This is a genomic window from Variovorax sp. FG153 (assembly GCF_057809595.1).
In genome coordinates this window covers 1-23,665 of sequence record NZ_JBMDKG010000048.1, presented here as the reverse complement: position 1 = coordinate 23,665, position 23,665 = coordinate 1, and the positions used below count along the sequence as shown (strand labels likewise).

Genomic DNA, 23,665 nt, shown 5'->3' with positions numbered 1-23,665 from the left:
TTCCCGCAACCCTGTGGCGAATGGCCGGAGACCCCCCGCCGATGGAACTGCGCCAGTTCAAGTATTTCGTTGCCATCGTCGACTGCGGCAGCCTCTCGCGCGCCGCGCAGCAGCTCTACGTGGCGCAGTCCGCGCTGAGCAAGCAGATGGCCGAACTCGAGGCCGAGCTCGACACCCAGCTGCTGCTGCGCAGCCGCAACGGCGTGGCGATGACCGAGGCCGGCAAGGTGTTCTACGAATACGCGCAGGGCATCACCAAGCAGGTCAGCGACGCGCGCGCCGCGGTGCACGTGGCGGCCGACTCGGTGGTGGGCTCGGTGGTGGCGGCGCTGCCGCAGAGCGTGTCGCCGATGATCGCGCTGCCGCTGATGCGCGCGGCCGCGCGCCGCTATCCCGACGTGGTGCTGCACCTCAACGAGGAGCTCACGGGCAACATGGCCGACCAGCTCACGCGCGGCCGCGTCGACGTGGCCGTGTTCTCGCCGACCATGCCCGCCGAGGACGTGGCCTTCACGCCGCTGGTGGAAGAAGACTTCGTGTTCCTCGAATCGCCGCAGAGCCCGCATGCGCTGCCCGAGGGCGAGGTGAGCATCGAACAGGCGACCGCGCGGCCGCTGGTGTGGCCCGCCAATGCGCACGGGCACTGCACGCGCTGGCTGGTCGACGCGGTGCTCGAGGCCGCGGGCCAGCCGGCCGCGCGCGTGGCGGCCGAGATCAATTCCGTCTACACGCTCAAGGCCGCGGTCGAGGCGGGGCTCGGGCCGACCATCATGCCGCTGGGGCTCGCGCAGCGCGAAGTCAGCGAAGGGCGGCTCGCGGCGCACCGCATCGCCTCCGGCGCGATGTTCCGCACGCTGGGGCTGTGCGTGTCGGTGCACCTGCCGACCGGCAATGCCAAGCGCGCCATCTGCGCGCTGATCGCCGAGGTGATGCAGGGCCTGTGCGCGTCGGGCGAATGGGCCGGCGCGCGGGCGGTGCAGGCCGCGAAGAAAACGAAGGCCTGAGTCAGGCGCGACGCTTGCGCGCGACCGCCGGCTTGCGGAGCTCGGCGGGCCTCGGGAACAGGCGCAGGATCGCCGCGCGCACGTCGTCCTTCATGCGCTCGGCCGCATCGGCCTCGCCCGACAGGTGGCGCAGCAGCGCCTGCTGGAACAGGCCGTCGAACAGGGAATAGGCCGCGGCGGGCGGCAGGCCCGTGGGCACGCCCGCGAGCTCCTCGAAGCGGACCATGATGCGCCAGATCATCGCCTCGAGACTCTTGTCGATCTCGGTCACGTCGTCGCGGAAGGCGGCCTCGAACAGCGCCTGCGAGCGCAGGTCGTACCACAGGCGGTGCATGTGGCCCTCGTCGCGCAGCGTGTCGGCCAGGCTCTGCAGGAAGCCCTCCGTCAGTTCGTCGAAGGTGGTGGCGCTGTCGACCGCATGGTCGTAGCGCTTGACGCAGCGCGCCTTGTACTGCTTCACGCTGCAGACGATCAGGTCGACCTTGTCGGTGAAGTAGTAGTGCAGCACGCCGTGCGAGAACTCGGTGTTCTGCGCGATCTCGCGCAGGCTGGTGCGCGCGTAGCCGAGCGTGGCGAGCGTGGTCAGCGCGGCCTCGCCGAGCTCGGCGCGCCGCTCCTCGAACTTGTCGACCCTGGCCTTCGGCACCCGGGCCGTCGACGGTTGTTCCTGCTGTCGTGTCGTCATTTCCACCGCGCCGCGCGATGCGCGAGCCGCTCTCGTTGTCCGTTGATCTGCAAACCATAGCACGCATGGCACGCCCGTGCGGAACGGCGTTCCAGCCCGTGCCGGACCCCATTCTAAAAAATCTGGACACTCGTCAAAGAAATTCTTGACACTCGTCAAGACGATTTCTAGGATGGCCGCTCCATCTCACAACCAGACCACAGGAGACAAGCGATGGGACAGTTCGATCTGAAGGGGCGCAAGGCGCTCGTGACGGGTGGCGCGCGCGGCATCGGCGCCAGCATTGCGCAGGCGCTGACCGAGGCCGGCGCGGCGGTGATGATCGGCGACGTGCTCGCCGACGTGGGGCGAGCGACCGCCCAGCGCCTCTCGAGCGGCGGGGCGAAGGCCGGCTTCGTGCCGCTCGACGTCACCGACGACGCGGCCTGGGCCGCGGCCGTCGAGACCACGGTGAAGGAACTCGGCGGGCTCGACATCGTGGTCAACAACGCGGGCATCGAGATCACCTCGCTGGTGGTCGACGTGCAGGCCGAGGACCTGCGCCGCATGCTCGACGTGAACGTGGCCGGCACCCTGCTGGGCATGAAGCACGCGTTCCGCGCGATGCGCCCGGGCGGCGCCGCGGGCGCGGGCGGCGCGGTGGTCAACATCGCCTCGGTCGCCGCGACCATCGCCTTCCCCGCCATCGCGGGCTATTCGGCCACCAAGTCGGCGGTCGACCGCGCGACCCGCGTGGCCGCGATGGAGTCCGGCAAGCTGGGCTACGGCGTGCGCGTCAACTGCATCTACCCGGGGCTGGTGCCGACCGACATGGGCATGAAGCTCGCGAACGACATCGTCGCCGCGGGCCTCGCGCCCAGCGTGGAAGCGGCCGTCGGCGACGTGATCGGCCAGACGCCGCTGGGCCGGCTCGGCGAGGTCGGCGACATGGCCGACGTGGTGGTCTTCCTCTGCTCCGACGCGGCCCGGTTCATCACCGGCGCCGGCATCGCGGTGGACGGCGGCATGGGCATGTGAAGGCCATGCGCGAACAGAACGAGTCACACATCAGGCAAGAAAAAGGAGAGACGACATGAGCAGCAAGAACAAGAAGCCGGTCATCGTGTACGGCGCCTCGGGCTACACCGGGCGCCTGGTCTGCGAGTACCTGCGCGAGTACAACATCCCGTTCATCGCCGCGGGCCGCAGCCAGGAGAAGCTCGACGCCGCGATGCAATCGAACGTGCCCGGCATCGAGACCGCGCGCTACGAGGTGGTGGAGGTGGCGCATTCGGTGGAGGCGCTCACCGAGCTCTTCACCGGCGCCTCGGTGGTGCTCAACACCGTGGGGCCGTTCGCCAAGTTCGGCCCCGAGGTGGTCGAGGCCTGCCTCAACGCCGGCTGCCACTACACCGACACCACGGGCGAGCAGGACTGGCTGATCACTCTCGACCAGCAATGGGGCGCCAGGTTCGCCGCCGCGGGGCTGCTGCTGTCGCCGGGCCTGGCCCACATGTACACCACGGGCGAGATCGGGGCGCAGCTGTGCCTCGAGACCCCCGGGCTCGACACGCTCGACATCGCCGTGTTCTGGGGCGGCAGCCCGACCATCGCGTCGACGCAGACCATCCTGGTCAACGCCGCCACCTCGAAGGCCTACTACCTCGAGCAGAACGAGTACGTGGAATGGCAACCCGACGCGGGCCTCTACCACCTGTCGATCCCGGGCCAGCACGAGGCCGCGCTCGCGCTGCCCTGGGGCGGCACCTCGCACCCGGTGTGGTTCAAGCGCGATCCGCGCGTGGCCAACGTGAAGGTGCTCGGCGGCGTCTTCAACAAGCCGCTGATGATGGGCGTGCCGCAGATCGTGGCGGCCGCGCTCAAGGCCACCGAGGGCATGAACGAGGAGGATCGCTACGAGGCGCTGGCCAAGACCGCGTCGAGCGTGATGAACACCATGCCGCCGCGCGAGAACCCGCGCATCAACAAGTCGGTCGACTCGGTGCATGCCTCGGGTCCGCTGGGCCGCGTGCACTGCGTGATCTTCGGCAACTGCAACTACAAGCAGACCGGCCTGCTGCAGGCCTATGCGGCGGCCTCGCTGCTGCAGCAGCCGCCGCGCCGCGCGGGCTTCGCCTCGGGCTGCCAGGCCTTCGGCCATCGCGAGCTGCTGGGTGCGCTGCGCGGCTTCGGCCTGGTGCAGGAGCCCGTGATCACGCGCATGGGCTGACCCCGATGCGTCTCGTCGACTACCTCGACAAGGGCGCCCAGCTGGGCGCCGATGCGCCCTGCCTGACCCTGGGCGAGGCCGACCTCAGCTACGCCCAGGTGCAGCGCATCAGCTGGCGCGTGGCGCGCGGCCTGCAGCGCGCGGGCCTGCAGCCGGGCGACAAGGTGGCCGTGCTCTCGAGCAACGATGCGATGGCCTTCGCCACGGTGTTCGGCATCTCGCGCGCGGGCGGCGTGTGGTGCCCGATCAACCCGCGCAACGAAGCGAGCGAGAACGCCTTCGTGCTCGATGCCTTCGACTGCGCCTGCCTGGTGTTCCACGGCAACTACGCGCCCATGGTCGAGCAGATGCGTTCGCAGCTGCCCAAGCTGCGCGCGCTGGTCTGCCTCGATGCGCGGCAACCCTTCGCGCCGTCGATGGACGACTGGCTCGAGGGCCTGGACGACGCGCCGCTCGACATCGCGCCGCCCGACGACGTGGCGATGATCGCGGGCACCGGCGGCACCACGGGCCAGCCCAAGGGCGTGATGCTCACGGGGCGCAACCTCGAGGCGATGTCGGCGCTCACGCTGATGGGCTATCCCTTCGAGGGCCGGCCCGCCTACCTCGCGCTCGCGCCGCTCACGCACGCGGCCGGCGTGCTGTGCCTGCCGGTGATGGCGCTCGGCGGGCGCGTGGTCATCATGCCCAAGCCCGACCTCGGCGAGTTCCTCGCGCTGATCGAGCGCCACCGCATCACCCACGCCTTCCTGCCGCCGACGCTGATCTACATGCTGCTGCAGCATCCGGAACTCGCGGCGACGAAGCGCGATTCGCTGCAGTGCTTCTGGTATGGCGCGGCGCCGATGTCGGCCGCGCGGCTCGAGGAGGCGCTCACGAAGATCGGCCCGGTGATGGCCCAGCTCTTCGGCCAGACCGAGGCGCCGATGATGATCTCGATGATGTCGCCGCGCGAGCACTTCAATGCCGACGGCTCGGTGGCGAAGCACCGCCTCGCCTCGGCGGGACGGCCCGGGCCGCTGGTGCAGGTGGGCGTGATGAACGCCGAAGGCGAGCTGCTGCCCGTGGGCGAGAGCGGCGAGATCGTGGTGCGCGGCTCGCTCGTGATGCAGGGCTACTACAAGGACCCGAAGGCCACGCAGGAGGCCTCGCGCTTCGGCTGGCACCACACGGGCGACATCGGCCGGCTCGACGACGACGGCTTCCTCTACATCGTCGACCGCGCCAAGGACATGATCATCTCGGGCGGCTTCAACGTCTATTCGGCCGAGGTCGAGCAGGCGCTGATGCAGCACCCCGACGTGCAGGACAGCGCGGTGATCGGCCTGCCCGACGAGAAGTGGGGCGAGCGCGTGGTGGCGGTGCTGCAGCCGCAGGCGGGCCGCAGCATCGACGCCGAGGCGATCAAGGCCTTCGTCAAGGCGCGCATCGGCAGTGTGAAGGCACCCAAGCAGGTGGAGGTGTGGGCCGACCTGCCGCGATCGAAGGTGGGGAAGGTGCTCAAGAAGGACGTGCGCACCATCCTGCTCGCGGCGCTGACGCGCGAGCCGGGCGAATAGGGGCGGCCGACCGGCGGCGGTGCGCTGCCGCCGGTGGGCCTCCGATCAGAAGCGCGCCTTGAGCGAGGCCGTCGGGCCCTGCAGGCGGATCTTCAGCCGCGCGTCGGCGAAGCCGCTGTCGCGCGTGATGTCGATGTTGGTCACGTTGTAGGCCAGCACCAGGCCCACGTTCTTGACCGGGAACCACTCCACGCCGGCCGCTGCGTTGTAGATGTTGCCGTGCGAGCTGCCGCCGTTCTTCCACACGCCCGAGGCGTCGGCGAACAGCCGCAGGTCGGGCGTGATCGCGTGGCGCACGCCGATCTCGAGCAGCGGCGCGATCGCATCGCGGCTCGAGCTTTCGCTGAGCGTGCCGAACTGGCCGTTGACGCCCGCGAGCGCGCTCACGCCGAGCTTGATGCGGTAGTAGGCCGCGCCGGCACCGAGGCCCAGCACCGTGTTGCCCGAGCCGATCCACCACTTGTACGAGAGCTTGGCGAAGTCGACCTGCGTGTCGACGTTGGCATTGCCGAAGGCCGCGATGGTGCCGAAGCCGCCGAGCGAGGTGCCGCCCGAGAGGCCGCCGAAGTAGTCGCGCTTGTAGCGGAAGTAGTCGAACGAGAGGCCCTGCGTGTCGCCGAGCAGCACGTCGGCCGTGATGCGCGGCATGGTCACGCGGCCGGGCTTGATGTCGCCGGTGCGCAGCGCGCCATAGGGCGTGCCCACCGAGGCGTCGAACTTGGGGTCGGCGCCATAGGCACCGACGGAAAGGCTGAAGCGGTCGAGCGCCGGCGACGGGTCGGCGAGGGCGGGCGTGGCGGCTGCGAGCAGGCCGCCACCGGCCAGGGCGGCGACGAGGGTGGCGTGGCCGCGGGCGCGCGAGCGGGGCAAGGGCATGAAGAAGGTCCTTCGAAGAAGAGGCAAAAAATGGAACCCTCGGACCTTCGATCGCCGTACCGCGAAGGCCGGTGCCGGCCTGCGGTGTCGCTCGGTGTCCGGGGCGCTGCTCCCTGTTGTTGACCCCCAAGTTATTAGGTGCGGCCCATAGCGCGTATGCGTCGAAGCCGCCAGCGCCTGTAGGAGATTCGCCATGCCCGCGTTCGCCTTCAGCCGACGGTAATGTGCCGCGCGCCGGCCTAGGGCGCGGCGCGGTTCGCGCCTCAGCGCCGCGCGATGTCGAGCTGCGTGACCGGCGCGCTGTCGTTGCCCCACGAGCCGCGGATGTAGGTCAGCACGGCCGCGAGGTCGGTGCCGTCGAGCGTCTCGCCGAAGGGCGGCATGCCGTAGGGGCGCGGATTGCCCGCGGTGGTCGGCAGGAAGCCGCCATGGCTCACGACCTGGATCAGGTTGACGGGCCGCGCCATGTTGACGGCGCGGCTGCCCGCGAGCGGCGGGTAGGCGCCCGGCGCGCCCTGGCCCTGGTCGCCATGGCAGTAGGCGCAGCGCTGGTCGTAGATGCGGTTGCCGCGCGCCATCTCGCCGGCATCGCGCCGGTAGGTGGCGGGGCGCGCGGGCTTGGCGTCGCCGGCCTCCTGCGCGACGGCCGGCAGGTCCTTGAGGTAGGCGGCCATCGCCGAGAGGTCGGCCTCGGACAGGTGCTGCGTGCTCTCGAACACCACGTCGGCCATCGGGCCCATCACCGAACCGCGCGGCGCGCTGCCGTTCTTCAGCAGCGCCACCACCTCGGTGGCGGGCCAGCCGGACACGCCGGCCTCGCGCGGATCGGCCAGCGAGGGCGCATACCAGTTCTGCACCGCGATCAGGCCACCCGAGAGGCCGCGCTGCGTCTCGGTGGCGCCGAAGGCATTGCGGCTGCCGTGGCAGGCGATGCAGTGGCCCAGGCCGTCGACCAGGTAGGCGCCGCGGTTCCATTCGGCCGGCTTGCCCGCGTCGGCGACGAAGGTCTGCGGCGTGAAGAAGAGGGCGCGCCAGACGCCGAGCGCGGCCTGCGTGTCGTAGGGGAAGCGCAGCCGGTGCGGCCGGTTCGGCGTGTCGGCCGCGGGCAGGCTGCGCAGGTAGGCGTAGATGGCGTCGGAGTCCTCGCGCGTGACGCGCGTGAAGCTCGGATAGGGGAAGGCGGGATAGAGCAGCCGGCCGTCCTTCGAGCGGCCGTTGTGCATCGCGCGCCAGAAGTGCGCGCTGCTCCAGCCGCCGATGCCGTGCTGCGCATCGGGCGTGAGGTTGGTCGAGTGGATGGTGCCGAAGGGCGTCTCGATCGGCAGGCCGCCCGCGTAGGCCTGGCCGCCGCGCGTGGTGTGGCAGCCCGCGCAGTTGCCGGCCAGCGCGAGGTAGCGGCCGCGCTCGATGCGCTGCGGCGTGGCCTCGAAGGCCTCGGCCTGCTCGGGGATGGCGGCCTCGCCGCGCAGGTTGAGCGCGACCACGCCGCCGGCCACGGCGGCCAGCAGCAGCACGAGCACGAGCAGGGTCCAGCAGAGGCGTTTGAGCGCGGTCATCGTCGCGGCCTCACTGCATGCCGCCGCAGGCCATCGGCAGCGGCGCGGCCGGCGCGGACACCGGCTTGGGGTTGGCGGGCATCGGCTGCACCGCGAGCCAGCTCGCGACGGCGTTGATGTCGGCGGTGGTCATGCGGCCTCCGATCTCGGCCATGCAGTCGGGCGCGAGCGCATGGCGCTCGTTGGTGAGCCAGGCGCCGAGTTGCGAGAAGACGTAGAGACGCGGCAGTCCCAGCAGGCCCGGGATGGCGGGCTGCACGCCCGTGAGCGCGGCGCCGTGGCAGTGCACGCAGGCCGGGATCCTGCGCGCGGCGTCGCCCTCGAGCGCGAGCTGGCGGCCGCGCGCGAGCTGCGCGGGAGCCGCGTCGCTGGTCGGCGAGACCGCGGCATAGGGCAGGTCGAGGCCGGCGAAGTAGTCCGCGATCTCCTGCAGGTAGGCGTCGGACATGTGGCGCACCATGTAGTTCATGTCGGTGTTGGAGCGCCGGCCGTCGCGGAAGCTGCGCAGCTGGTTGAACAGGTAGCCCGCGGGCTTGCCGGCCAGCCGCGGGAAGAAGGCCGCGTTGCCGGTCGAGCCCTGGCGGCCATGGCAGGCGATGCAGGCGGCCACGCGCTGCTCGATGGTGTCGGGAACGCCGGCCGGTTCGGCCGCGCGCGCGGACTGGAGGCCGAGCAGGCCGAAGGTCGCGACGGCCAGTGCCGCCAGCGTGGCGCGCAGCCCGTGGTGCAGGGGTCGCGAAGGAAGTCGCACGTGTCTCATGGCGGAAGGGCGCGGCTGCATCGGCCGCACGTCGTTGCTTCGTGGGAAAACGTCGTCGGGCCCGGCGCGGTGCCCCGGGGACGTCGTGACCATACCAGCGCCCGCGCGCGGCGGCGTGCGCTGGGACAAAAAGTCCCATCGCTCGCGCCGCACCGCGCAGCGCCGTGGCCACGGCGCTAAGCTGCGCCCCATGTCCACGCTCCATCCCCTGTCCACCACCACCGGTCCGCAGCGCCTGCTGTATGGCGGCATTGTCGGCGTCGCCGTCGCGGCGATCCCCTGGCCGCTGGGCCTGATGGCGCGCGGGCTGGCCGGCTGGTGCGCGGCCGTGCTGGTCTACCAGGTGCTGACCTGGTGGCTGGCCGACACCTTCGATGCCCAGCGCACGCGCGAGCGCGCGCAGTCGCTCGACCAGCCGAACCTGATGATCCTGGTGTCGATGCTGGTGGTGGTGGGCGCGAGCGTGGTGGCGATCGCGATGCTGCTGCAGCAGGTCAAGCAGCTGAGCGGCATCGAGCGCGCGGTCCACATCGGACTCGGGCTGGTGGCGCTCGCGGGCTCGTGGCTGATGATGCATTCCATCTACGCCTTCCACTACGCGCACCGCTACTACAACGACGAGAAGCACCGCGGGCCCGATGCGGGCGGGCTGGACTTCCCGGGCAAGGAAGACCCCGACTACTTCGACTTCCTCTACTACGCCTACGTGATCGGCATGACCTCGCAGGTGTCGGACGTGCAGGCCACCTCGCGCGAGATGCGGCGCATCACGCTGATCCACAGCGTGCTGGCCTTCGCCTTCAACATGCTGGTGCTCGCGCTGTCGGTCAACGTGGTGGCCGGCGCGATCTGATCGCGGATCAGGCCTTCGCGGCGCGCGGCCCGAGCTTGACGAGGCCGGTCGACAGCGCCACGCCGCAGACGATCACCGCGGCGCAGGTCAGCATCCACTGCGTGATGGTCTCGCCGAGGAACACGGCGCCGTAGAAGGCCGCGAACACCGGCACCAGGAAGGTCACGGTCAGCGCGCGCGCCGGGCCGGCACGCTCGATCAGCCGGAAGAACAGGATGTAGGCCACGCCGGTGCAGGCGATGCCGAGCGCGAGCAGCGCGAGCCAGGCGCGCAGGCCCGGCATCTGCGCGGGCCAGAGCCAGACGGCCGGCAGCGCGAGGAACAGCGAGGCGCCGATCTGGCTGCCGGTGGCGGTGGCCAGCGGCGGCACGCCGGTGAGGAAGCGCCGCGTGGCGCTGGCCGAGATGCCGTAGCACAGGCAGGCCGCGAGGCAGGCCAGCATGGCCCACAGCGCCGCGAGGTTGCTGGCGCCGGTGTGCAGGCCCGCGCCGCCGCTGGCGAGCATGGCGACGCCGATGAAGCCGATCACGAGGCCGACCAGCCGCGAGCCGTCGGGCCGCTCGCGGAACCAGGCCCAGGCCACCAGTGCGCCGAACATCGGCGTGGCCGCGTTGAGCACGGCCGCGAGGCTGCTGTTGATGCTGAGCACCGCGAAGCTGAACAGCGCGAAGGGCAGGCCCGAGTTGAAGACGCCGACCGAGAAGCTGGGCTTCCAGTGGCGCGCGAGCGCGGGCCCCTGGCCGCGCAGCAGCGCGATCGGCAGCAGGAACAGCGCGGCGATGCTCACGCGCACCGCCGCGGTCGGCAGCGCGCCGAACTCGGCGGCGCCGATGCGCATGAACAGGAAGGAGGCGCCCCAGAGCGCGCCGAGCAGCACGAGGTCGACGAGCCAGCCCTTGGGCTTGGGCGCGCCGGCGGCGGTGGTGGTGGAGGTGGTCATGCGGTGTTGTCGTTGTGTGTTCTCTTGCGCCTGGCCGTGGGCCAGGCGTTCCCGACCCGCGAGCCTAACGCACGCCTTCGAGCTCGAGCAGCGCGCTCTTGCGCTCGAGCCCGCCGGCATAGCCGGTCAGCGAGCCGTCGGCGCCGAGCACGCGGTGGCAGGGCACGATCACGCTGATCGGGTTGCGGCCCACGGCCGCGCCCACCGCGCGCACCGCGGCCGGGTTGCCGACGTTCGCGCTCAGCGCGCCGTAGCTGGTGGTGGCGCCCGCGGGGATCGCGAGCAGTGCCTGCCACACGCTCTGCTGGAACGCCGTGCCGTGCGACAGGTCGAGCGGCAGTTCGAAGCGGTCGCGCTTGCCGGCGAAATAGTCGCGCAGCTGCGCGGTCGTTTCGACGAACACCGGGTGGTCGTCGCGCGTCTGCCAGCCCGTGGTGTCGGGCCAGTGGCGCTGCTGGTCGAACCAGACACCGGCCAGGCCGGCGTCGGTGGCGGCCATGGTGATGCCGCCGAGCGGGCTGTCGTAGTGCGAGGTGTAGATGACGGTCTTCTTGAACTTCATGGCTTCTCAGGCGGTGAGGCCTGCCGTGGGAGTGGAGGGGATGTCCGCGGCGGCTGGCTCGGCGGACGGCGTGGAAGGGACGGGTGCGTGCCAGGCGCGCAGCACGGCATAGCTGCGCCACGGGCGCCAGGCCTGCGAGGCCTCGCTCGCGGCGCGCGCGGTGCTCACGCCCAGCGCCTTCTGCAGCGCGACATCGCCGGCCGGGAAGGCATCGGGCCAGCGCAGCGCGCGCATCGCGATGTACTGCGCGGTCCAGGCGCCGATGCCCGGCAGCTCCTGCAGCGCGGCGATGGTCGAGGGCACGTCGGCGCCCGCATGCAGCGGCAGCCGGCCTTCTGCCACGGCGCGCGCCAGCGCATGCAGCGCGGCCTGGCGCTGGCGCACGATGCCGAGCTGGCCCAGGGCGTCGCCGCTGGCGGCCGCGATGGCGGCGGGCGTGGGAAACAGGCGGTCGAGCCCGTCGACGGGCGTGGCGATCGGTTCGCCGAAGGCCTCGACCAGCCGCGAGCCCAGCGTGCGCGCCGCGGCCACCGTGATCTGCTGGCCCAGCACCGCGCGCACCGCGAGCTCGAAGCCGTCGACCGTGCCGGGCACGCGCAGCCCGTCGCCATGCGGAAAGGCGTCGTGCAGCGCGGCATTGATGGCCATCGGGTCGGCGTCGATGTCGAGCATGGCGCGGGCGCGGCTGATCACCACCGGCAGCACCGGCGCCAGCGAATCGCTGACCGACAACAGCATCTGTTCGCGCGCCATGTCGAAGCGCAGCTGCAGCCAGCCCGCATGCACCTGCGCGCCGTGCTGCACGCGCAGCGTGCGCGCCAGCCGCGTGAAGGCCGGGGCCCGGGTGTTCTTGCCCACCGCCGGCACCTTGCCGTCCTCGGCCGTCACGCGCTCGACCCCGCGCAGCGCGCGCCGCGCGAAGAAGCCCAGCATCGCGCTCGGGTCGTAGGGCGGGCGAAAGCCCAGCCGCACCTCGATCGCGCGGCCGTCGCCGCCCTCGGTGCCGCCGGCGCGCCGCAAGGCGCTCGGATTGAGCCCGTAGTGCTCGACGAAGGCCGCGTTGAAGCGGCGCACGCTCGCGAAGCCGCTGGCCAGCGCCACCTGCGTCATCGGCAGGCGGGTGTCGGCGATCAGCTGCTTGGCCGCGAGCAGGCGGCGCGTCTGCAGGTACTGCAGCGGCGAGACGCCGAACTGGGCCTCGAAGATGCGGCGCAGGTGGCGGTCGCTGACGCCGAGCCGGGCCGCGATCTGCGCGGCGCCCGGGCCCTCGTCGGTCCAGGCGTCGGGCTCGTCGATCAGCCGCGCCGCCTGCTGCGCGAGGATGCGCGAGGCGTCCTCGGTCGACCAGTTGGCCGTGCCCATGGGGCGCGGCGCCAGTTCGGGCCGGCAGCGCAGGCAGGGGCGGAAGCCTTCGGCCTCGGCCTGCGCCGCGTGGCGGAAGAAGCGGCAGTTCTCGCGCCGCGGCAGCTTCACGCGGCAGACCGGCCGGCAGTAGATGCCGGTGGAGGTCACGGCGGTGAAGAACGAGCCGTCGAAGCGCGCGTCGTGCGTCTTCAGCGCCAGGTAGCAGGCATCGCTCTCGAGCTCTTCGGGGGAGGCATTGGCGTTCGTCATGGGCCAAATATTAAGGTTTCGAGGCGTTTCGACTGGCCGTTTTCGGACATGTGCGCCCCATGGCGGGTGCCTACAATCCCCCGGTCCACGAATCACAGGGAATCCTTTTTCATGCAGCTCAGCGCGTCGATCTTCAAGGCCTACGACATTCGCGGCGTGGTGCCCTCCACGTTGAACCCCGAGGTGGCGGAAGCCCTGGGCCGGGCCTTCGGCAGCGCGGCGCGGGCCGCCGGCGAGAAGTCGGTGGCCGTGGGGCGCGACGGGCGCCTGTCGGGGCCTTCGCTGTCCGAAGCGCTGATCCGCGGCCTGGTGGCCACCGGCGTCGAAGTGATCGACGTGGGCGCGGTCACCACGCCCATGCTCTATTTCGCGGCCCACACGCTCGCCACCAGCGGAATCCAGGTCACGGGCAGCCACAACCCCAAGGACTACAACGGCTTCAAGATGGTGCTGGCCGGCCGCGCGATCTATGGCGACGAGATCCAGGCGCTGCGCCGCACCATGGAGGACGGCAGCGCGACGCTCGCCGCGGGCGGTTCGGTGCGCCAGGTCGACGTGACCGAGGCCTACACGCAGCGCATCGTGGGCGACGTGCGGCTCGCCCGGCCGATGAAGATCGTGGTCGATTCGGGCAACGGCATCGCCGGCGCCTCGGCCCCGGCGATCTTCCGCGCCCTGGGCTGCGAGGTGACGGAGCTGTTCAGCGAGGTCGACGGCGACTTCCCGAACCACCACCCCGATCCCAGCAAGCCCGAGAACCTCAAGGACCTGATCGCCGCGCTGGAGCGGGGCGACGCCGAACTGGGCCTGGCCTTCGACGGCGACGGCGACCGCCTGGGCATCGTCACCAAGGATGGCCAGAACATCTTCCCCGACCGCCAGATGCAGCTGTTCGCGCAGGACGTGCTGTCGCGCGTGCCGGGCGGCACCATCGTCTACGACGTGAAGTGCTCGCAGCGCCTGGGCCCGGCCATCGAGGCCGCGGGCGGCCAGCCGCTGATCTTCAAGACCGGCCACTCGCTGATCAAGGCGAAGATGAAGGAACTCGATTCGCCGCTGGGCGGCGAGATGAGCGGCCACATCTTCTTCAAGGAGCGCTGGTTCGGCTTCGACGACGGCACCTATGCGGGCTGCCGCATGCTCGAGATCCTGAGCAGGAGCCCGAACGCCAGCGACGTGCTCAACGCGCTGCCCACGAGCTTCTCGACGCCCGAGCTCAACGTGAAGTGCGCCGAGGGCGAGCCGCACGCGGTGGTCGAGCGGCTGCTGAAGGAGGCGAGCTTCGAGGCCCCGGCCAAGGTCTCGACCATCGACGGCCTGCGCGTGGACTGGCCCGACGGCTTCGGCCTGATCCGCGCCTCCAACACCACGCCGGTGCTGGTGCTGCGCTTCGAGGGCCAGACCCAGGCGGCGCTCGAGCGCATCGAGGCCCGCATGCTGGCGCTGCTCAAGACCGTAAAGCCCGACGCCACGCTCGCCGAAGCGGCGCACTAGACCTTGGCCGTGCGTTCGCTGCTGCTGCGCCTGTACGGCGCCTTCACCACCCTGGCCCAGCCCCTGGTGCGCCGCAAGCTGCGGCGCCGCGCGGCGGCCGAGCCCGGCTACGCGGTGGCGGTCGAGGAGCGCTTCGGCCACTACGACACCGCCACCACCGGCCACGCCCAGTGCTGGGTGCACGCGGTCTCGCTCGGCGAGACGCGCGCCGCCGCCATCCTCATCGAGGAGCTGCGGCGCCAGTTCCCCGAGATTCCGATCCTGCTCACGCACGGCACCGCCACCGGCCGCGAGGAGGGCGCCAAGCTGCTGCGCGAGGGCGACACGCAGGTCTGGCAGCCCTGGGACACGCCGGGCGCCGTGGCGCGCTTCCTCGACCGCTTCCAGCCGCGCATCGGCGTGCTGATGGAAACCGAGGTCTGGCCCGAGATGGCCGCGGCCTGCGCCGAGCGTCGCATCCCGCTGGTGCTGGCCAATGCCCGGCTCAACGAGAAATCGCTGGCTTCGGCCGAGCGGCTGGGCTGGCTGGCACGGCCGGCCTATTCGGCGCTCAGCGCGGTCTGGGCCCAGACCGAGGCCGACGCGCACCGGCTGGTGTCGCTGGGCGCCAAGGTCTCGGGCATCTACGGCAACCTCAAGTTCGACGCCACGCCCGACGTGCGCCAGCTCCATGCAGCCGCCCGGCTGCGCGGCACGCTGCCCAAGCCGATCGTGGTGCTGGCCAGTTCGCGCGACGGCGAGGAACGCCTGCTGCTCGAGGTGCTGCGCCGCTTCGGCGCCACCGCGCCGGTGCCGCCCGAGCAGGGCGCGGTCCGCTCGATCTCGAAGCGGGTGCACGACGTGCAGTGGATGATCGTGCCGCGCCATCCGCAGCGTTTCGACGAGGTGGCCGCGCTGATCGAGGCCGAGGGCTTCGCCGTGGCGCGCCGCAGCGCCGCGGGCCAGCCGTCGGAGTCCGAGATCTGGCTCGGCGACTCGCTCGGCGAGATGGCGCTGTACTACGGCCTGGCCGACGTCGCGCTGCTCGGCGGCAGTTTCGAGCCCCTGGGCGGCCAGAACCTGATCGAGCCCGCGGCCTGCGGCTGCCCGGTCGTGATGGGGCCGTCGACCTTCAATTTCGCGGAAGCCGCGCAGCTCTCGCTCGCGGCCGGTGCCTCGCTGCGCGTGGAGACCATGGAGCAGGCCGTGACCAGCGCGCTCAAGCTGGTCGAGAACCGCGAGCGCCGCGAGGCGATGTCGCAGGCCGCGCAGGCTTTCTCGTCCTCCAATCGCGGCGCGGCCGAGCGCACGGCGGCTGCGGTGCTCGCGATCGCGATGGCGGCCGAGCCCGAGGAAGCGGTGGAGCCCGCGCTGGCCGACGAGCCCGCGAAGCCGCCGGTCCAGGCCGCGCAGCCCGCGCCGGAAGGTCCGCGCGAGCGCGCGGAACCGACGCTCGATTAGGGTTTCAGCGCCCCGGGTTCAGCACCGGCGGCGGAGGCGGTGCCACGGGGATCGCGGGCGGCGGCGGATTGAACGGCGCCACCGGCACCGGCGGCACCACCGGCACGCTGGGCCGCGCGGGCGGCACGGCCACGGCGTTCGGATCGGCCGGCGCGGTCGATGGGGCCGGCACCGCGGGCACGCTGCCGTTCTTCGCCAGCGTGGCGTTGATGGCGTCCATGTCGGCCACGCTCAGCGTGCCGTTGGCCTGGCGCAGCTTCAGGTTGCCCAGCAGCACGTTGTAGCGCGCCTGCGCGAGGTCGCGCTTGGTCTGGTAGAGCTGGCTCTGCGAATTGAGCACGTCGATGTTGATGCGCACGCCCACCTGGTAACCCAGGCGGTTGGCGTCGAGCGCGCTCTGGCTCGAGGCCTCGGCGGCCTCGAGCGCCTTGACCTGGCCCGCGCCCGAGACCAGCCCGAGGTAGGCCGCGCGCGTGGCCTGCGCCACGTTGCGGCGCGTGCCGTCGAGCACGCTGCGCGACTGGTCCTCGAGGGCCAGCGTTTCCTTGATGCGGTTCTCGGTCGCGAAGCCCGCGAACAGCGGCAGGTTGAAGGTCACGCCCACCGTGGCGGCGTTGATGCGCGTGCCCACGCTGCTGGTGCTGGTGCCGTTGGGGTTGCGCGTGACGTTGTAGCCGAGGTTGGCGTCCAGCGTGGGCTTGTGGCCGGCGCGCGCCTTCTCGATCTCGAGGCCCGCCACGTCGACGCCGAGCTGCGCCTGGCGGATCGCCGGATGCCCGGCGTCGGCCTGCGCCACCCAGGCCTCGATGTCGGCCGGCTGCGCGGTCGGCAGCACCACCGGCACCGCCAGCGGCACCGGCACGCTGCCGGGGCGGCCCACCAGCTGGTCGAGCACGATCTTCTTCACGCGCAGGTCGTTCTCGGCCGCGATCTCCTGCGCCACCACGAGGTCGTAGCGGGCCTGGGCCTCGCGCGAGTCGGTGATGGTGGAGGTGCCGACCTCGAAGTTGCGCTTGGCCGAGGCGAGCTGCTCGGACACGGCCGCCTTCTGCGCGCGCACCAGCGCCAGGCTGTCCTGGCTCGCGAGCACGTCGAAGTAGGCCTGGCTCACGCGCACGATCAGGTCCTGTTCGGCGATGGTGAACACCGACTGCGCGATCTCGGCCTGGCGCTTGCCCTGCTCCCAGGTGGCCCAGTTGGCGGGCCGGTACAGCGGCTGGGTGGCGTTGATGCCGATGTTCTGCTGCGTGAAGTCGCGCGAGGAACTGCCCTGCTGGTTGCCCGTGATGACGTCGATGTCGAGGTTGTTGCGGTTCACGCCCGCGCTGAGCCCGACGGCCGGCAGGATGCCGGCCCTGGCCTGCGCGGCGCGCGCCACGGTGGCGTCGTACTGGGCGCGCGCGCCCTGGTAGGTGGCATCGAAGCCACGCGCCGATTCATAGAGTTCGTTCAGTGTCTGGCCCTGGGCCGGCGATGCGAGCAGCGTGGCAAGAAGGCTTGCGATGGCTGCGGAAAGAGGCAGGAGCCGGGGCCTGGGAGGCATTGAAAGTCCTTGGGGGAGAAGAATCAGTAGCGCGGCACGGCGGGATCGTGCTGCGCGGACCAGGCGTCGATGCCGCCGGCCACGTTGGCCAGTTGCGCAAAGCCGTTCTGGTGCAGGAAGGCGGCCACGCGCTGGCTGCGGGCGCCGTGGTGGCACAGGCAGGCGATGCGCTGGTTCTCGTCGAGCTCGGACAGGCGCGCGGGGATCTCGTTCATCGGGATCGCCAGCAGCGTGAAGCCCGCCGGGGCGACGCTCGCGGTCTGCAGCTCCCAGGGCTCGCGGACGTCGAGCAGCACGGCGGGTGCGTCGGCGTCCTGTGCAAACCAGGCGGCGAGGTCGGCGGGGCGGACTTGATCGATCATGCGGTGGACCCGGATCAGAACGCGAAGCGCGACGGCTCGGGGAAGTTCAGGAGGCGCGGCGCCACCGTGTCCCAGGGCTGGATCGTGTCCCACTTGCTCTCGCTGGTGCGGGTCACGAAGTGGGCGCGCATCATGGGCTCGTCGCCGACGATCGCCGCCAGGCGGCCGCCGACCTTGAGCGAGCCGAGCAGGTTCTGCGGAATGCGCGCGACCGAGCCGCTGAGCACGATCACGTCGAAGCTCGGGCCGCTGGGCAGCGGCACGGCGCCGTCGGCATGGCGCACCTCGACGTTGGTCACGCCGTTCTGGCGCAGCGTCTCGGCGGCGCGGGCGGCCAGCTCGGGGTTGATTTCGAGCGACAGCACCTTGGCGGCGCGGGCGCCGAGCAGGGCGGCCATGAAGCCGGAGCCGGTGCCGATCTCGAGCACCGATTCGTGCTTCTGCACGTGCAGGTCCTGCAGCGTGCGGGCCTCGACCTTGGGCGACAGCATGAATTCGCCGGGCACCGAGCCGTCGAGCAGCGGCAGCTCCATGTCGAAGAAGGACAGCGCGCGGTGCGCCTCGGGCACGTAGTCCTCGCGGCGGATGGCCGCGAGCAGGTCGAGGATTTCCATATCCAGCACATCCCAGGGGCGGATCTGCTGTTCGATCATGTTGAAGCGCAAGCGCTCGAGGGTGGGGGCGGTGCTCATGGGTTTTCCTTCTGGGGGGCGGGTCAGGACAAACCTTCAATTTTAGGCGGCACCCGACGGGCCAGCGGCTTCGTCGGGTTCGGCCTGCGCCCGCGGCCGGGTGCTGAGGCCGTAGAGCACCGCGTCGGCCTGCGCCTCGATGTAGCGCAGGGGGTCGAAGTTGCCGCCCTCGTCGACGCAGAGGTTGGCCGAGTGCTTCCAGAGCATCAGGAAGATCATCGGCGCGACCACCGAGTAGATGGTGTGGTCGACGTCGACCGGCCGGAATTCGCCGCGGTCGATGCCGCGCTGGATGATGCGCCGGAGCAACGCATGGCCCGGCTGCACCACCTCCTGGCGGTAGAAAGCGGCCAGTTCGGGGAAATTGGCGCCCTCGCTCATCATCAGCTTGGTGAGGCCCGAGGCCTGGGTCAGGCCCACGCGCTCCCACCACACGCGCATGCAGTAGCGCAGCATCTGGGCCGTGGTGCCCTCGAAGGTCTCGAATTCCTGGTTCCACTCCGTGAAACGGCCGCCGAGGTTCTCGATGACCACGGCCTTGAACAGCTCTTCCTTGCTCGGAAAATAGAGGAACAGCGTGCCCTTGGAGACACCGGCGCGCACCGCCACTTCCTCCGAGCGGGTGGCGGCATAGCCCTTCTCGACGAACAGATCGAGGGCGGCCGCCAGCAGTTCGCCGGGGCGCGCCTCCTTGCGCCGTTCGCGCTTGGCGCGGACCGGGCAGATCTTGTCGGCAAGGAATCGGGGAGTGGGCATTGTTTAATGACTCGCGGGTTAGTAATGTAGTGAGCCGCATCGGATGCGTCAAGCCGCGACAATATCGGGTTCGCTTGTCAGTTCCTCAGGAGCCTTCCCATGTCCTCTTCGCCTTCCACCACCGAAACCATCGTGCTCGGCGGCGGCTGCTTCTGGTGCACCGAGGCGGTGTTCGACCGCGTGCAGGGGGTGGTCGACGTGGAATCGGGCTATGCGAACGGCCAGACGGTCAACCCCAGCTACGAGCAGGTCTGCACCGGCCGCACCGGCCACAACGAGGTCGTGAAACTGAGCTTCGACCCGGCGCAGATCGGCCTGCGCGAGATCCTCGAGATCTTCTTCGTGGTGCACGATCCCACGACGCTCAACCGCCAGGGCAACGACGTCGGCACCCAGTACCGCAGCGGCATCTACTACACGACCGAGGCGCAGAAGCAGGTGGCCGAGGAGGTCATCCGCGAGATCGAGGCCGGCAAGACCTACGCCTCGCCGGTGGTGACCGAGGTCAAGCCGCTCGACAACTACTCGACCGCCGAGGCCTACCACCAGGATTACTTCCTGAACCACCCGAACCAGGGCTACTGCGCCTTCGTCGTGGGACCGAAGGTCGAGAAGTTCCAGAAGACCTTCGCCGCGCGCGTGAAGAAGTGAAGAAGGACTGACCCTGCCGCTCCGGGCCGCCCTGGCCCGATTCCTGCCAGCTTTTCCCTCGTGCACACGCTTCGCCGTCCCGTCCCCGTTTCCGCCCGCGCGATGCTCGTCGTGCTGGCGGTGGCGCTGTGGCTGTCCGGCACGCTCGGGCTGATGCACCGCACGCTGCACGTGCCCGGCCTGCCCGCGCCGGCGGCCGCGGTCCAGGCACCCGCCGCGCAGGCCCATGTGCATCCGCATGGCATCGCCAGCCTGTTCGGGCTGCACACCGATGCCGAGTGCCGGCTCTACGACCAGCTCGCGCACGGCGCCAGCGCGCCCGGCGTGCCGCTGGTGGTGCTGCCGGTGCTGCTGCCCGCGGCCACCTTTGCCTGGCTGCAGGGCGAGGCGCTGGCGCGCTGGGTCGCGCTGTTCGACGCGCGCGGCCCGCCTCCGGCTCGCTGAATCCCCCGTTTCCGATTCGCCGCCACCCGTCGCGCACGGGTGGCCGGCGGTCGTTCATCGATTCAACGAGTTTTCATTCATGACCCCCCAATTCCGTCGCAACGCCATCGGCGCTGCCGTCCTCTCGCTCGCTTCGGCCGCGGCCCTGGCCCAGACCGCACCCGCCGATCCCTCGCCGAACCCGCAACCCACCACCAGCCTGCGCGAGATCACCGTCACCGGCAATCCGCTGGGCGCCAGCGACCTGATCGCGCCCACCACCACGCTCTCGGGCAATGAACTGCTGCTGCGCTCGCAGTCCACGCTGGGCCAGACGCTCGACAACATCCCCGGCGTCAGCAGCACCTACTTCGGCCCCAATGCCAGCCGCCCGATCATCCGCGGCCAGGACGGCGACCGCATCCGCATCCTGCAGAACGGCGGCGGCGCGCCCGACGCCTCGGCGCTGAGCTACGACCACGCGGTGCCGGTCGACGCGCTGGTCACCGAGCGCGTGGAGGTGCTGCGCGGCCCGTCGGCGCTGCAGTACGGCGGCAGCGCGGTCGGCGGCGTGGTCAACCTGATCGACAACCGCATCCCGAGCGAGCCGATCGAGGGCTTCGGCGGCCGTGCCGACCTCGGCTACGCCACCGGCAACCGCGAGAAGAACGGCGCCGTGATGCTCGAGGGCGGCAACGGCCGCTTCGCGCTGCATGCCGATGCCTTCAAGCGCGACTCGAGCGACGTCTCGGTGCCGATCGACCTGAACTGCGAGAAGCCCGGCTCGCCCTGGCGCGCGCGCAAGATCTGCAACTCGGCCAACGAGGCCCATGGCGGCGCGATCGGCGGCACGCTGTTCTTCGACCAGGGCTGGATCGGCGCCTCGGCCAGCACCTACCGCAGCAACTACGGCACCGTGGCCGAGGACGACGTGACCATCGCGATGAAGTCCGACCGCTACGCGATCGAGGGCGAGTGGCGCCCGGGCGGCATCATCCGCAGCGTCCACGCCAAGCTCAGCCACACCAACTACCGCCACACCGAGTTCGAGGGCGCCGAAGCCGGCACCACCTTCTCGAACATGAGCAACGACCTGCGCGTCGAGGTGCGGCACGAGAAGATCGGGCCGCTGGAAGGTCTGATGGGCTTCAGCGCCGAGACCAACCGCTTCGCCGCCGACGGCGAGGAGGCCTTCGCGCCGCACAGCCGCACGCGCTCGCGCGCGCTGTTCCTCTACGAGGAGATGGGGACCTCGTGGGGCAAGCTGAGCTTCGGCGCGCGCACCGAGCGCGTCACCGTGCGATCGCTCGGCTATCCCGACGATCCGAGCATCGACCGCTTCGCGATCGGCGAGCGCACCTTCAACCCGAACAGCGCCGCCTTCGGCGCCCTGGTCAACCTCGCGCCGCAGTGGCAGCTGACCTCGAACATCGCCTACACCGAGCGCGCGCCCAAGGACTACGAGCTGCTGGCCAACGGCCCGCACGTGGCCACGGCCGCGTGGGAGGTCGGCAACCCGAACCTCAGCAAGGAGCAATCGACCGGCTTCGACCTCGGCGCGCAATGGAAGTCGGGGCCGAACACGGCACGCGTCAACGCCTACGTCACGCGCTTTCGCAACTACATCGGCCTGACCGCCTCGGGCCGAACGCTCGACGGAGAGGGCCAGGTCGTGACCGATCCCGAGGTCACCGACACGCTGGCCGAGTACCTCTACAACGGCGTGCGCGCGCGCTTCACCGGCATCGAGGCCAGCGGCAACCTGCGCCTGCTGGGCAGCGACGGCTTCGCGCGCATGGCGGACGCCGGCACGCTCGACCTCGAGTGGCGCGGCGACCTGGTGCGCGCGAAGAACACCGACACCGGCGAACCGCTGCCGCGCATCGCGCCGCTGCGCCTGGGCGCCACGCTGGTTTACGGCAACGGCCCGTGGAGCGGCCGCGTCGGCTTCGACTACAACGCCGCGCAGCACCGCGTGCCCGGCGTCGGCGCGCGGGAGACCGATGCCTACACGCTGTGGAATGCCTCGATCGCCTACCGCATGAAGGTGCAGCGCGCCAACCTCACCTGGTATGCGCGCATCGACAACATCGGCAACAAGCTGGCCTACAGCCCGACCTCGATCCTGACGACGACGGTGTACCCGGCCGCGCCGCTGCCGGGACGCTCGCTGAAGGTGGGCGTGCGCGTGACCTTCTGAGCGTGCATGTGCCGCCCTTTCCCGCGGGGGAGGGCGGCAATCGCTCGGCTATCCTCGACCGGTGAATTCGTTCGTCATCTCATCCCTCCTGCCCGTCGTGCTGCTGATCGCGGCGGGCTACCTGGCCGGGAGGCGCCGCTGGATCGGCGGCAATGCGGTCAAGGACCTCTCCAATCTCATCTTCCTGCTGCTCGCGCCGGCGCTGCTGTTCCGCGCGATGAGCGGCGTGCATGTCGAGGAACTGCGCTTCAAGCCGGTGGCGGCCTACTTCATCGCCTCGGGGCTGCTGTTCGCGGCCACCTTGGCGCTGCGCGGCTTCAACCGCACGGGCGCGGTGCTCGCGCTCGCCAACACCTACAGCAACACCGTGATGATCGGCATCGTGCTGGTCGGCCTGGCCTATGGCGAGGCCGGCATGGTGGTGCTGCTGACCTTGATCTCGCTGCATTCGCTGGTGCTGATGACCAGCGCCACCGTGGTGCTCGAGCTCGCGGTGGCGCGCGAGCATGCAATGCTGGGCGGCACCGAGAAGCGCTCGATGCTGCGCACCGTGCTGCGCGCGCTGCGCAACGCCATCATCCATCCGGTGCCGCTGCCGATCATCGCGGGCCTGCTGTTCGCGCAGAGCGGCTGGGTCATGCCGCAGCCGGTCGACCGCACCATCGAGCTGCTGGGCCAGGCCTTCGGCCCGGTGGCGCTGGTGATGGTGGGCATCACGCTGGCGCTCACGCCGGTGGGGCGCCACTGGCGCAGTGCCCTGGTGCAGGCCGGCGTCAAGAACCTGCTGCATCCGCTGCTGGTGGCGATCATCGGCTGGGCGCTCGGCGTGCGCGGCATTCCGCTCATGGTGATGGTGGTCGCGGCCGCGCTGCCGATCGGCGCCAACGTGTTCCTGTTCTCGCAGCGCTACCGCAGCGCCGAGGACCTGGTGACCGCCAGCGTCGCGGTCTCCACGCTGCTCGCGCTGGTCACGCTCACGCTGGTGATGCTCTGGGTGCAGTGGCTGCCCTGACATCCGCCGCGGGCCACGCGAAACCGTAGCCCTTCGATCTTTCTCGCCGCCTCGTGCCCCCTATGCCGTTCGGCAGGGTGGCCGTTTGGCGAGATGTGGAGCGCCGCGCGCCGCTCTACATTTCCCCGCTGATGATTTGCCAGACGCGATCCATGCCCGTTGTTGCGATGGTGCTGGTCGCGACGGCGATCGCGCCGTGGCTGCTGCTGGGCGCGGCCACTCCGGCGGCGGCGCAGGCCAAGCCATGCCGCACGCCCTGTCTCGCCGTGCCCAGGCCGGAGGAAAAACCGGCGCCCGAACCGGCGAAGCCGCCGGCAGCGGTCGACCGGCCGAGCGAGAGGGCGGCCGCGCGGCCGTCGCCGAAGCCGCGCGCGCCGGCCGAGGCGCCGCCGGCCCGCGTGGCGGAACAGGAGGCCGACCGGCCCGCCCCCGCGCGCCGGCCGGCGCCGACGAAGCGCTGCACCGAGATAAAAA

General features: G+C 70.9%; 23 protein-coding genes. 11 read left to right on the top strand and 12 right to left on the bottom strand.

The genetic code is table 11. From position 1 onward, the window contains the following. Positions 1–41 precede the first annotated feature (41 nt). Entirely contained in the window at positions 42–1,004 is a 963-nt protein-coding gene (locus tag ACODT0_RS34315; protein ID WP_093340148.1) for a LysR substrate-binding domain-containing protein, read from the top strand. Between the two features lies 1 nt (position 1,005). On the opposite strand, the gene ACODT0_RS34310 is transcribed toward ACODT0_RS34315, so the two are convergent. Continuing rightward, a complete protein-coding gene (locus tag ACODT0_RS34310; protein WP_489043305.1) occupies positions 1,006–1,689 on the bottom strand; it encodes a TetR/AcrR family transcriptional regulator in 684 nt (227 codons plus the stop codon). A 213-nt stretch (positions 1,690–1,902) separates the two neighbouring features. Here ACODT0_RS34310 and ACODT0_RS34305 point away from each other — a divergent pair, with 213 nt between their 5' ends. From ACODT0_RS34305 to ACODT0_RS34295, 3 genes are read left to right on the top strand one after another with little or no spacing between them, the layout of a single operon-like run. After that, positions 1,903–2,706: an SDR family NAD(P)-dependent oxidoreductase gene (locus ACODT0_RS34305; RefSeq protein WP_057596297.1), complete on the top strand. Its 804-nt coding sequence runs from the start codon at positions 1,903–1,905 to the stop codon at positions 2,704–2,706. Positions 2,707–2,761: 55 nt separating this feature from the next. Continuing rightward, complete coding sequence (locus ACODT0_RS34300) at positions 2,762–3,898, top strand: DUF5938 domain-containing protein (RefSeq protein WP_489043304.1); 1,137 nt, start codon at positions 2,762–2,764, stop codon at positions 3,896–3,898. Between the two features lie 5 nt (positions 3,899–3,903). Beyond that, a complete protein-coding gene (locus ACODT0_RS34295) occupies positions 3,904–5,457 on the top strand; it encodes an AMP-binding protein (protein ID WP_413762790.1) in 1,554 nt (517 codons plus the stop codon). Positions 5,458–5,502: 45 nt separating this feature from the next. Here ACODT0_RS34295 and ACODT0_RS34290 read toward each other — a convergent pair whose 3' ends face one another. The 3 genes from ACODT0_RS34290 to ACODT0_RS34280 form a co-directional block, all read right to left on the bottom strand. Further along, complete coding sequence (locus ACODT0_RS34290) at positions 5,503–6,333, bottom strand: hypothetical protein (RefSeq protein ID WP_057596294.1); 831 nt, start codon at positions 6,331–6,333, stop codon at positions 5,503–5,505. Between the two features lie 263 nt (positions 6,334–6,596). Beyond that, positions 6,597–7,889, bottom strand: coding sequence for a c-type cytochrome (locus ACODT0_RS34285; protein ID WP_261214388.1), 1,293 nt, complete (start codon positions 7,887–7,889; stop codon positions 6,597–6,599). Between the two features lie 10 nt (positions 7,890–7,899). Continuing rightward, a complete protein-coding gene (locus ACODT0_RS34280; RefSeq protein ID WP_489043303.1) occupies positions 7,900–8,649 on the bottom strand; it encodes a c-type cytochrome in 750 nt (249 codons plus the stop codon). 190 nt (positions 8,650–8,839) lie between these two features. On the opposite strand from ACODT0_RS34280, the gene ACODT0_RS34275 reads away from it, so the two are divergent. Beyond that, a complete protein-coding gene (locus ACODT0_RS34275; protein WP_057596292.1) occupies positions 8,840–9,502 on the top strand; it encodes a DUF1345 domain-containing protein in 663 nt (220 codons plus the stop codon). A gap of 7 nt (positions 9,503–9,509) precedes the next feature. On the opposite strand, the gene ACODT0_RS34270 is transcribed toward ACODT0_RS34275, so the two are convergent. The 3 genes from ACODT0_RS34270 to ACODT0_RS34260 all read right to left on the bottom strand — a co-directional run bounded on the left by ACODT0_RS34270 (position 9,510) and on the right by ACODT0_RS34260 (position 12,618). Then, a complete protein-coding gene (locus ACODT0_RS34270; protein ID WP_057596291.1) occupies positions 9,510–10,442 on the bottom strand; it encodes a DMT family transporter in 933 nt (310 codons plus the stop codon). 64 nt (positions 10,443–10,506) lie between these two features. Next, positions 10,507–11,004: a methylated-DNA--[protein]-cysteine S-methyltransferase gene (locus tag ACODT0_RS34265; protein ID WP_489043302.1), complete on the bottom strand. Its 498-nt coding sequence runs from the start codon at positions 11,002–11,004 to the stop codon at positions 10,507–10,509. Positions 11,005–11,010: 6 nt separating this feature from the next. Continuing rightward, positions 11,011–12,618 (bottom strand): DNA-3-methyladenine glycosylase 2 family protein, encoded by a 1,608-nt coding sequence (locus tag ACODT0_RS34260; RefSeq protein WP_489043301.1) that lies wholly within the window; start codon positions 12,616–12,618, stop codon positions 11,011–11,013. Between the two features lie 111 nt (positions 12,619–12,729). On the opposite strand from ACODT0_RS34260, the gene ACODT0_RS34255 reads away from it, so the two are divergent. Then, positions 12,730–14,112: a phosphomannomutase/phosphoglucomutase gene (locus ACODT0_RS34255; RefSeq protein WP_413762793.1), complete on the top strand. Its 1,383-nt coding sequence runs from the start codon at positions 12,730–12,732 to the stop codon at positions 14,110–14,112. 9 nt (positions 14,113–14,121) lie between these two features. Continuing rightward, the gene (locus ACODT0_RS34250) at positions 14,122–15,552 is read left to right on the top strand and encodes a 3-deoxy-D-manno-octulosonic acid transferase (RefSeq protein WP_261214398.1); all 1,431 of its coding nucleotides are present in this window, start codon (positions 14,122–14,124) and stop codon (positions 15,550–15,552) included. Between the two features lie 4 nt (positions 15,553–15,556). On the opposite strand, the gene ACODT0_RS34245 is transcribed toward ACODT0_RS34250, so the two are convergent. The 4 genes from ACODT0_RS34245 to ACODT0_RS34230 are packed head-to-tail and all read right to left on the bottom strand — an operon-like array spanning position 15,557 to position 18,905. Then, the gene (locus ACODT0_RS34245; protein ID WP_057596287.1) at positions 15,557–17,095 is read right to left on the bottom strand and encodes a TolC family outer membrane protein; all 1,539 of its coding nucleotides are present in this window, start codon (positions 17,093–17,095) and stop codon (positions 15,557–15,559) included. Between the two features lie 23 nt (positions 17,096–17,118). Further along, positions 17,119–17,457 carry a rhodanese-like domain-containing protein gene (locus ACODT0_RS34240; protein ID WP_057596286.1) on the bottom strand — a complete coding sequence of 113 codons (339 nt, stop codon included), beginning with the start codon at positions 17,455–17,457 and terminating at the stop codon, positions 17,119–17,121. Between the two features lie 14 nt (positions 17,458–17,471). Then, a complete protein-coding gene (locus tag ACODT0_RS34235; RefSeq protein ID WP_057596285.1) occupies positions 17,472–18,149 on the bottom strand; it encodes a protein-L-isoaspartate O-methyltransferase family protein in 678 nt (225 codons plus the stop codon). 42 nt (positions 18,150–18,191) lie between these two features. Continuing rightward, a complete protein-coding gene (locus ACODT0_RS34230; protein ID WP_057596284.1) occupies positions 18,192–18,905 on the bottom strand; it encodes a TetR/AcrR family transcriptional regulator in 714 nt (237 codons plus the stop codon). Between the two features lie 99 nt (positions 18,906–19,004). Between ACODT0_RS34230 and msrA the strand changes: the two genes are divergently transcribed. The 4 genes from msrA (at position 19,005) to ACODT0_RS34210 (ending at position 23,191) form a co-directional block, all read left to right on the top strand. Further along, complete coding sequence (msrA, locus tag ACODT0_RS34225) at positions 19,005–19,556, top strand: peptide-methionine (S)-S-oxide reductase MsrA (RefSeq protein WP_057596283.1); 552 nt, start codon at positions 19,005–19,007, stop codon at positions 19,554–19,556. A 102-nt stretch (positions 19,557–19,658) separates the two neighbouring features. Beyond that, a complete protein-coding gene (locus tag ACODT0_RS34220; protein WP_057596282.1) occupies positions 19,659–20,000 on the top strand; it encodes a hypothetical protein in 342 nt (113 codons plus the stop codon). Positions 20,001–20,079: 79 nt separating this feature from the next. After that, a complete protein-coding gene (locus ACODT0_RS34215; RefSeq protein ID WP_261214407.1) occupies positions 20,080–22,179 on the top strand; it encodes a TonB-dependent receptor in 2,100 nt (699 codons plus the stop codon). A gap of 61 nt (positions 22,180–22,240) precedes the next feature. Beyond that, positions 22,241–23,191: an AEC family transporter gene (locus ACODT0_RS34210; RefSeq protein WP_261214409.1), complete on the top strand. Its 951-nt coding sequence runs from the start codon at positions 22,241–22,243 to the stop codon at positions 23,189–23,191. 115 nt (positions 23,192–23,306) lie between these two features. Here the strand turns inward: ACODT0_RS34210 and ACODT0_RS34205 are convergent. Beyond that, on the bottom strand, positions 23,307–23,665 hold a 359-nt coding region (locus tag ACODT0_RS34205; RefSeq protein WP_489043300.1), incomplete at its 5' end, for a hypothetical protein.

Bases quoted from the DNA above. Each gene is read 5' to 3' on its own strand.
- ACODT0_RS34315 (WP_093340148.1), top strand. From the start codon at position 42: ATGGAACTGCGCCAGTTCAAGTATTTCGTTGCCATCGTCGACTGCGGC.
- ACODT0_RS34310 (WP_489043305.1), bottom strand. From the start codon at position 1,689: ATGACGACACGACAGCAGGAACAACCGTCGACGGCCCGGGTGCCGAAG.
- ACODT0_RS34305 (WP_057596297.1), top strand. From the start codon at position 1,903: ATGGGACAGTTCGATCTGAAGGGGCGCAAGGCGCTCGTGACGGGTGGC.
- ACODT0_RS34300 (WP_489043304.1), top strand. From the start codon at position 2,762: ATGAGCAGCAAGAACAAGAAGCCGGTCATCGTGTACGGCGCCTCGGGC.
- ACODT0_RS34295 (WP_413762790.1), top strand. From the start codon at position 3,904: ATGCGTCTCGTCGACTACCTCGACAAGGGCGCCCAGCTGGGCGCCGAT.
- ACODT0_RS34290 (WP_057596294.1), bottom strand. From the start codon at position 6,333: ATGCCCTTGCCCCGCTCGCGCGCCCGCGGCCACGCCACCCTCGTCGCC.
- ACODT0_RS34285 (WP_261214388.1), bottom strand. From the start codon at position 7,889: ATGACCGCGCTCAAACGCCTCTGCTGGACCCTGCTCGTGCTCGTGCTG.
- ACODT0_RS34280 (WP_489043303.1), bottom strand. From the start codon at position 8,649: ATGAGACACGTGCGACTTCCTTCGCGACCCCTGCACCACGGGCTGCGC.
- ACODT0_RS34275 (WP_057596292.1), top strand. From the start codon at position 8,840: ATGTCCACGCTCCATCCCCTGTCCACCACCACCGGTCCGCAGCGCCTG.
- ACODT0_RS34270 (WP_057596291.1), bottom strand. From the start codon at position 10,442: ATGACCACCTCCACCACCACCGCCGCCGGCGCGCCCAAGCCCAAGGGC.
- ACODT0_RS34265 (WP_489043302.1), bottom strand. From the start codon at position 11,004: ATGAAGTTCAAGAAGACCGTCATCTACACCTCGCACTACGACAGCCCG.
- ACODT0_RS34260 (WP_489043301.1), bottom strand. From the start codon at position 12,618: ATGACGAACGCCAATGCCTCCCCCGAAGAGCTCGAGAGCGATGCCTGC.
- ACODT0_RS34255 (WP_413762793.1), top strand. From the start codon at position 12,730: ATGCAGCTCAGCGCGTCGATCTTCAAGGCCTACGACATTCGCGGCGTG.
- ACODT0_RS34245 (WP_057596287.1), bottom strand. From the start codon at position 17,095: ATGCCTCCCAGGCCCCGGCTCCTGCCTCTTTCCGCAGCCATCGCAAGC.
- ACODT0_RS34240 (WP_057596286.1), bottom strand. From the start codon at position 17,457: ATGATCGATCAAGTCCGCCCCGCCGACCTCGCCGCCTGGTTTGCACAG.
- ACODT0_RS34235 (WP_057596285.1), bottom strand. From the start codon at position 18,149: ATGAGCACCGCCCCCACCCTCGAGCGCTTGCGCTTCAACATGATCGAA.
- ACODT0_RS34230 (WP_057596284.1), bottom strand. From the start codon at position 18,905: ATGCCCACTCCCCGATTCCTTGCCGACAAGATCTGCCCGGTCCGCGCC.
- msrA (WP_057596283.1), top strand. From the start codon at position 19,005: ATGTCCTCTTCGCCTTCCACCACCGAAACCATCGTGCTCGGCGGCGGC.
- ACODT0_RS34220 (WP_057596282.1), top strand. From the start codon at position 19,659: ATGCTCGTCGTGCTGGCGGTGGCGCTGTGGCTGTCCGGCACGCTCGGG.
- ACODT0_RS34215 (WP_261214407.1), top strand. From the start codon at position 20,080: ATGACCCCCCAATTCCGTCGCAACGCCATCGGCGCTGCCGTCCTCTCG.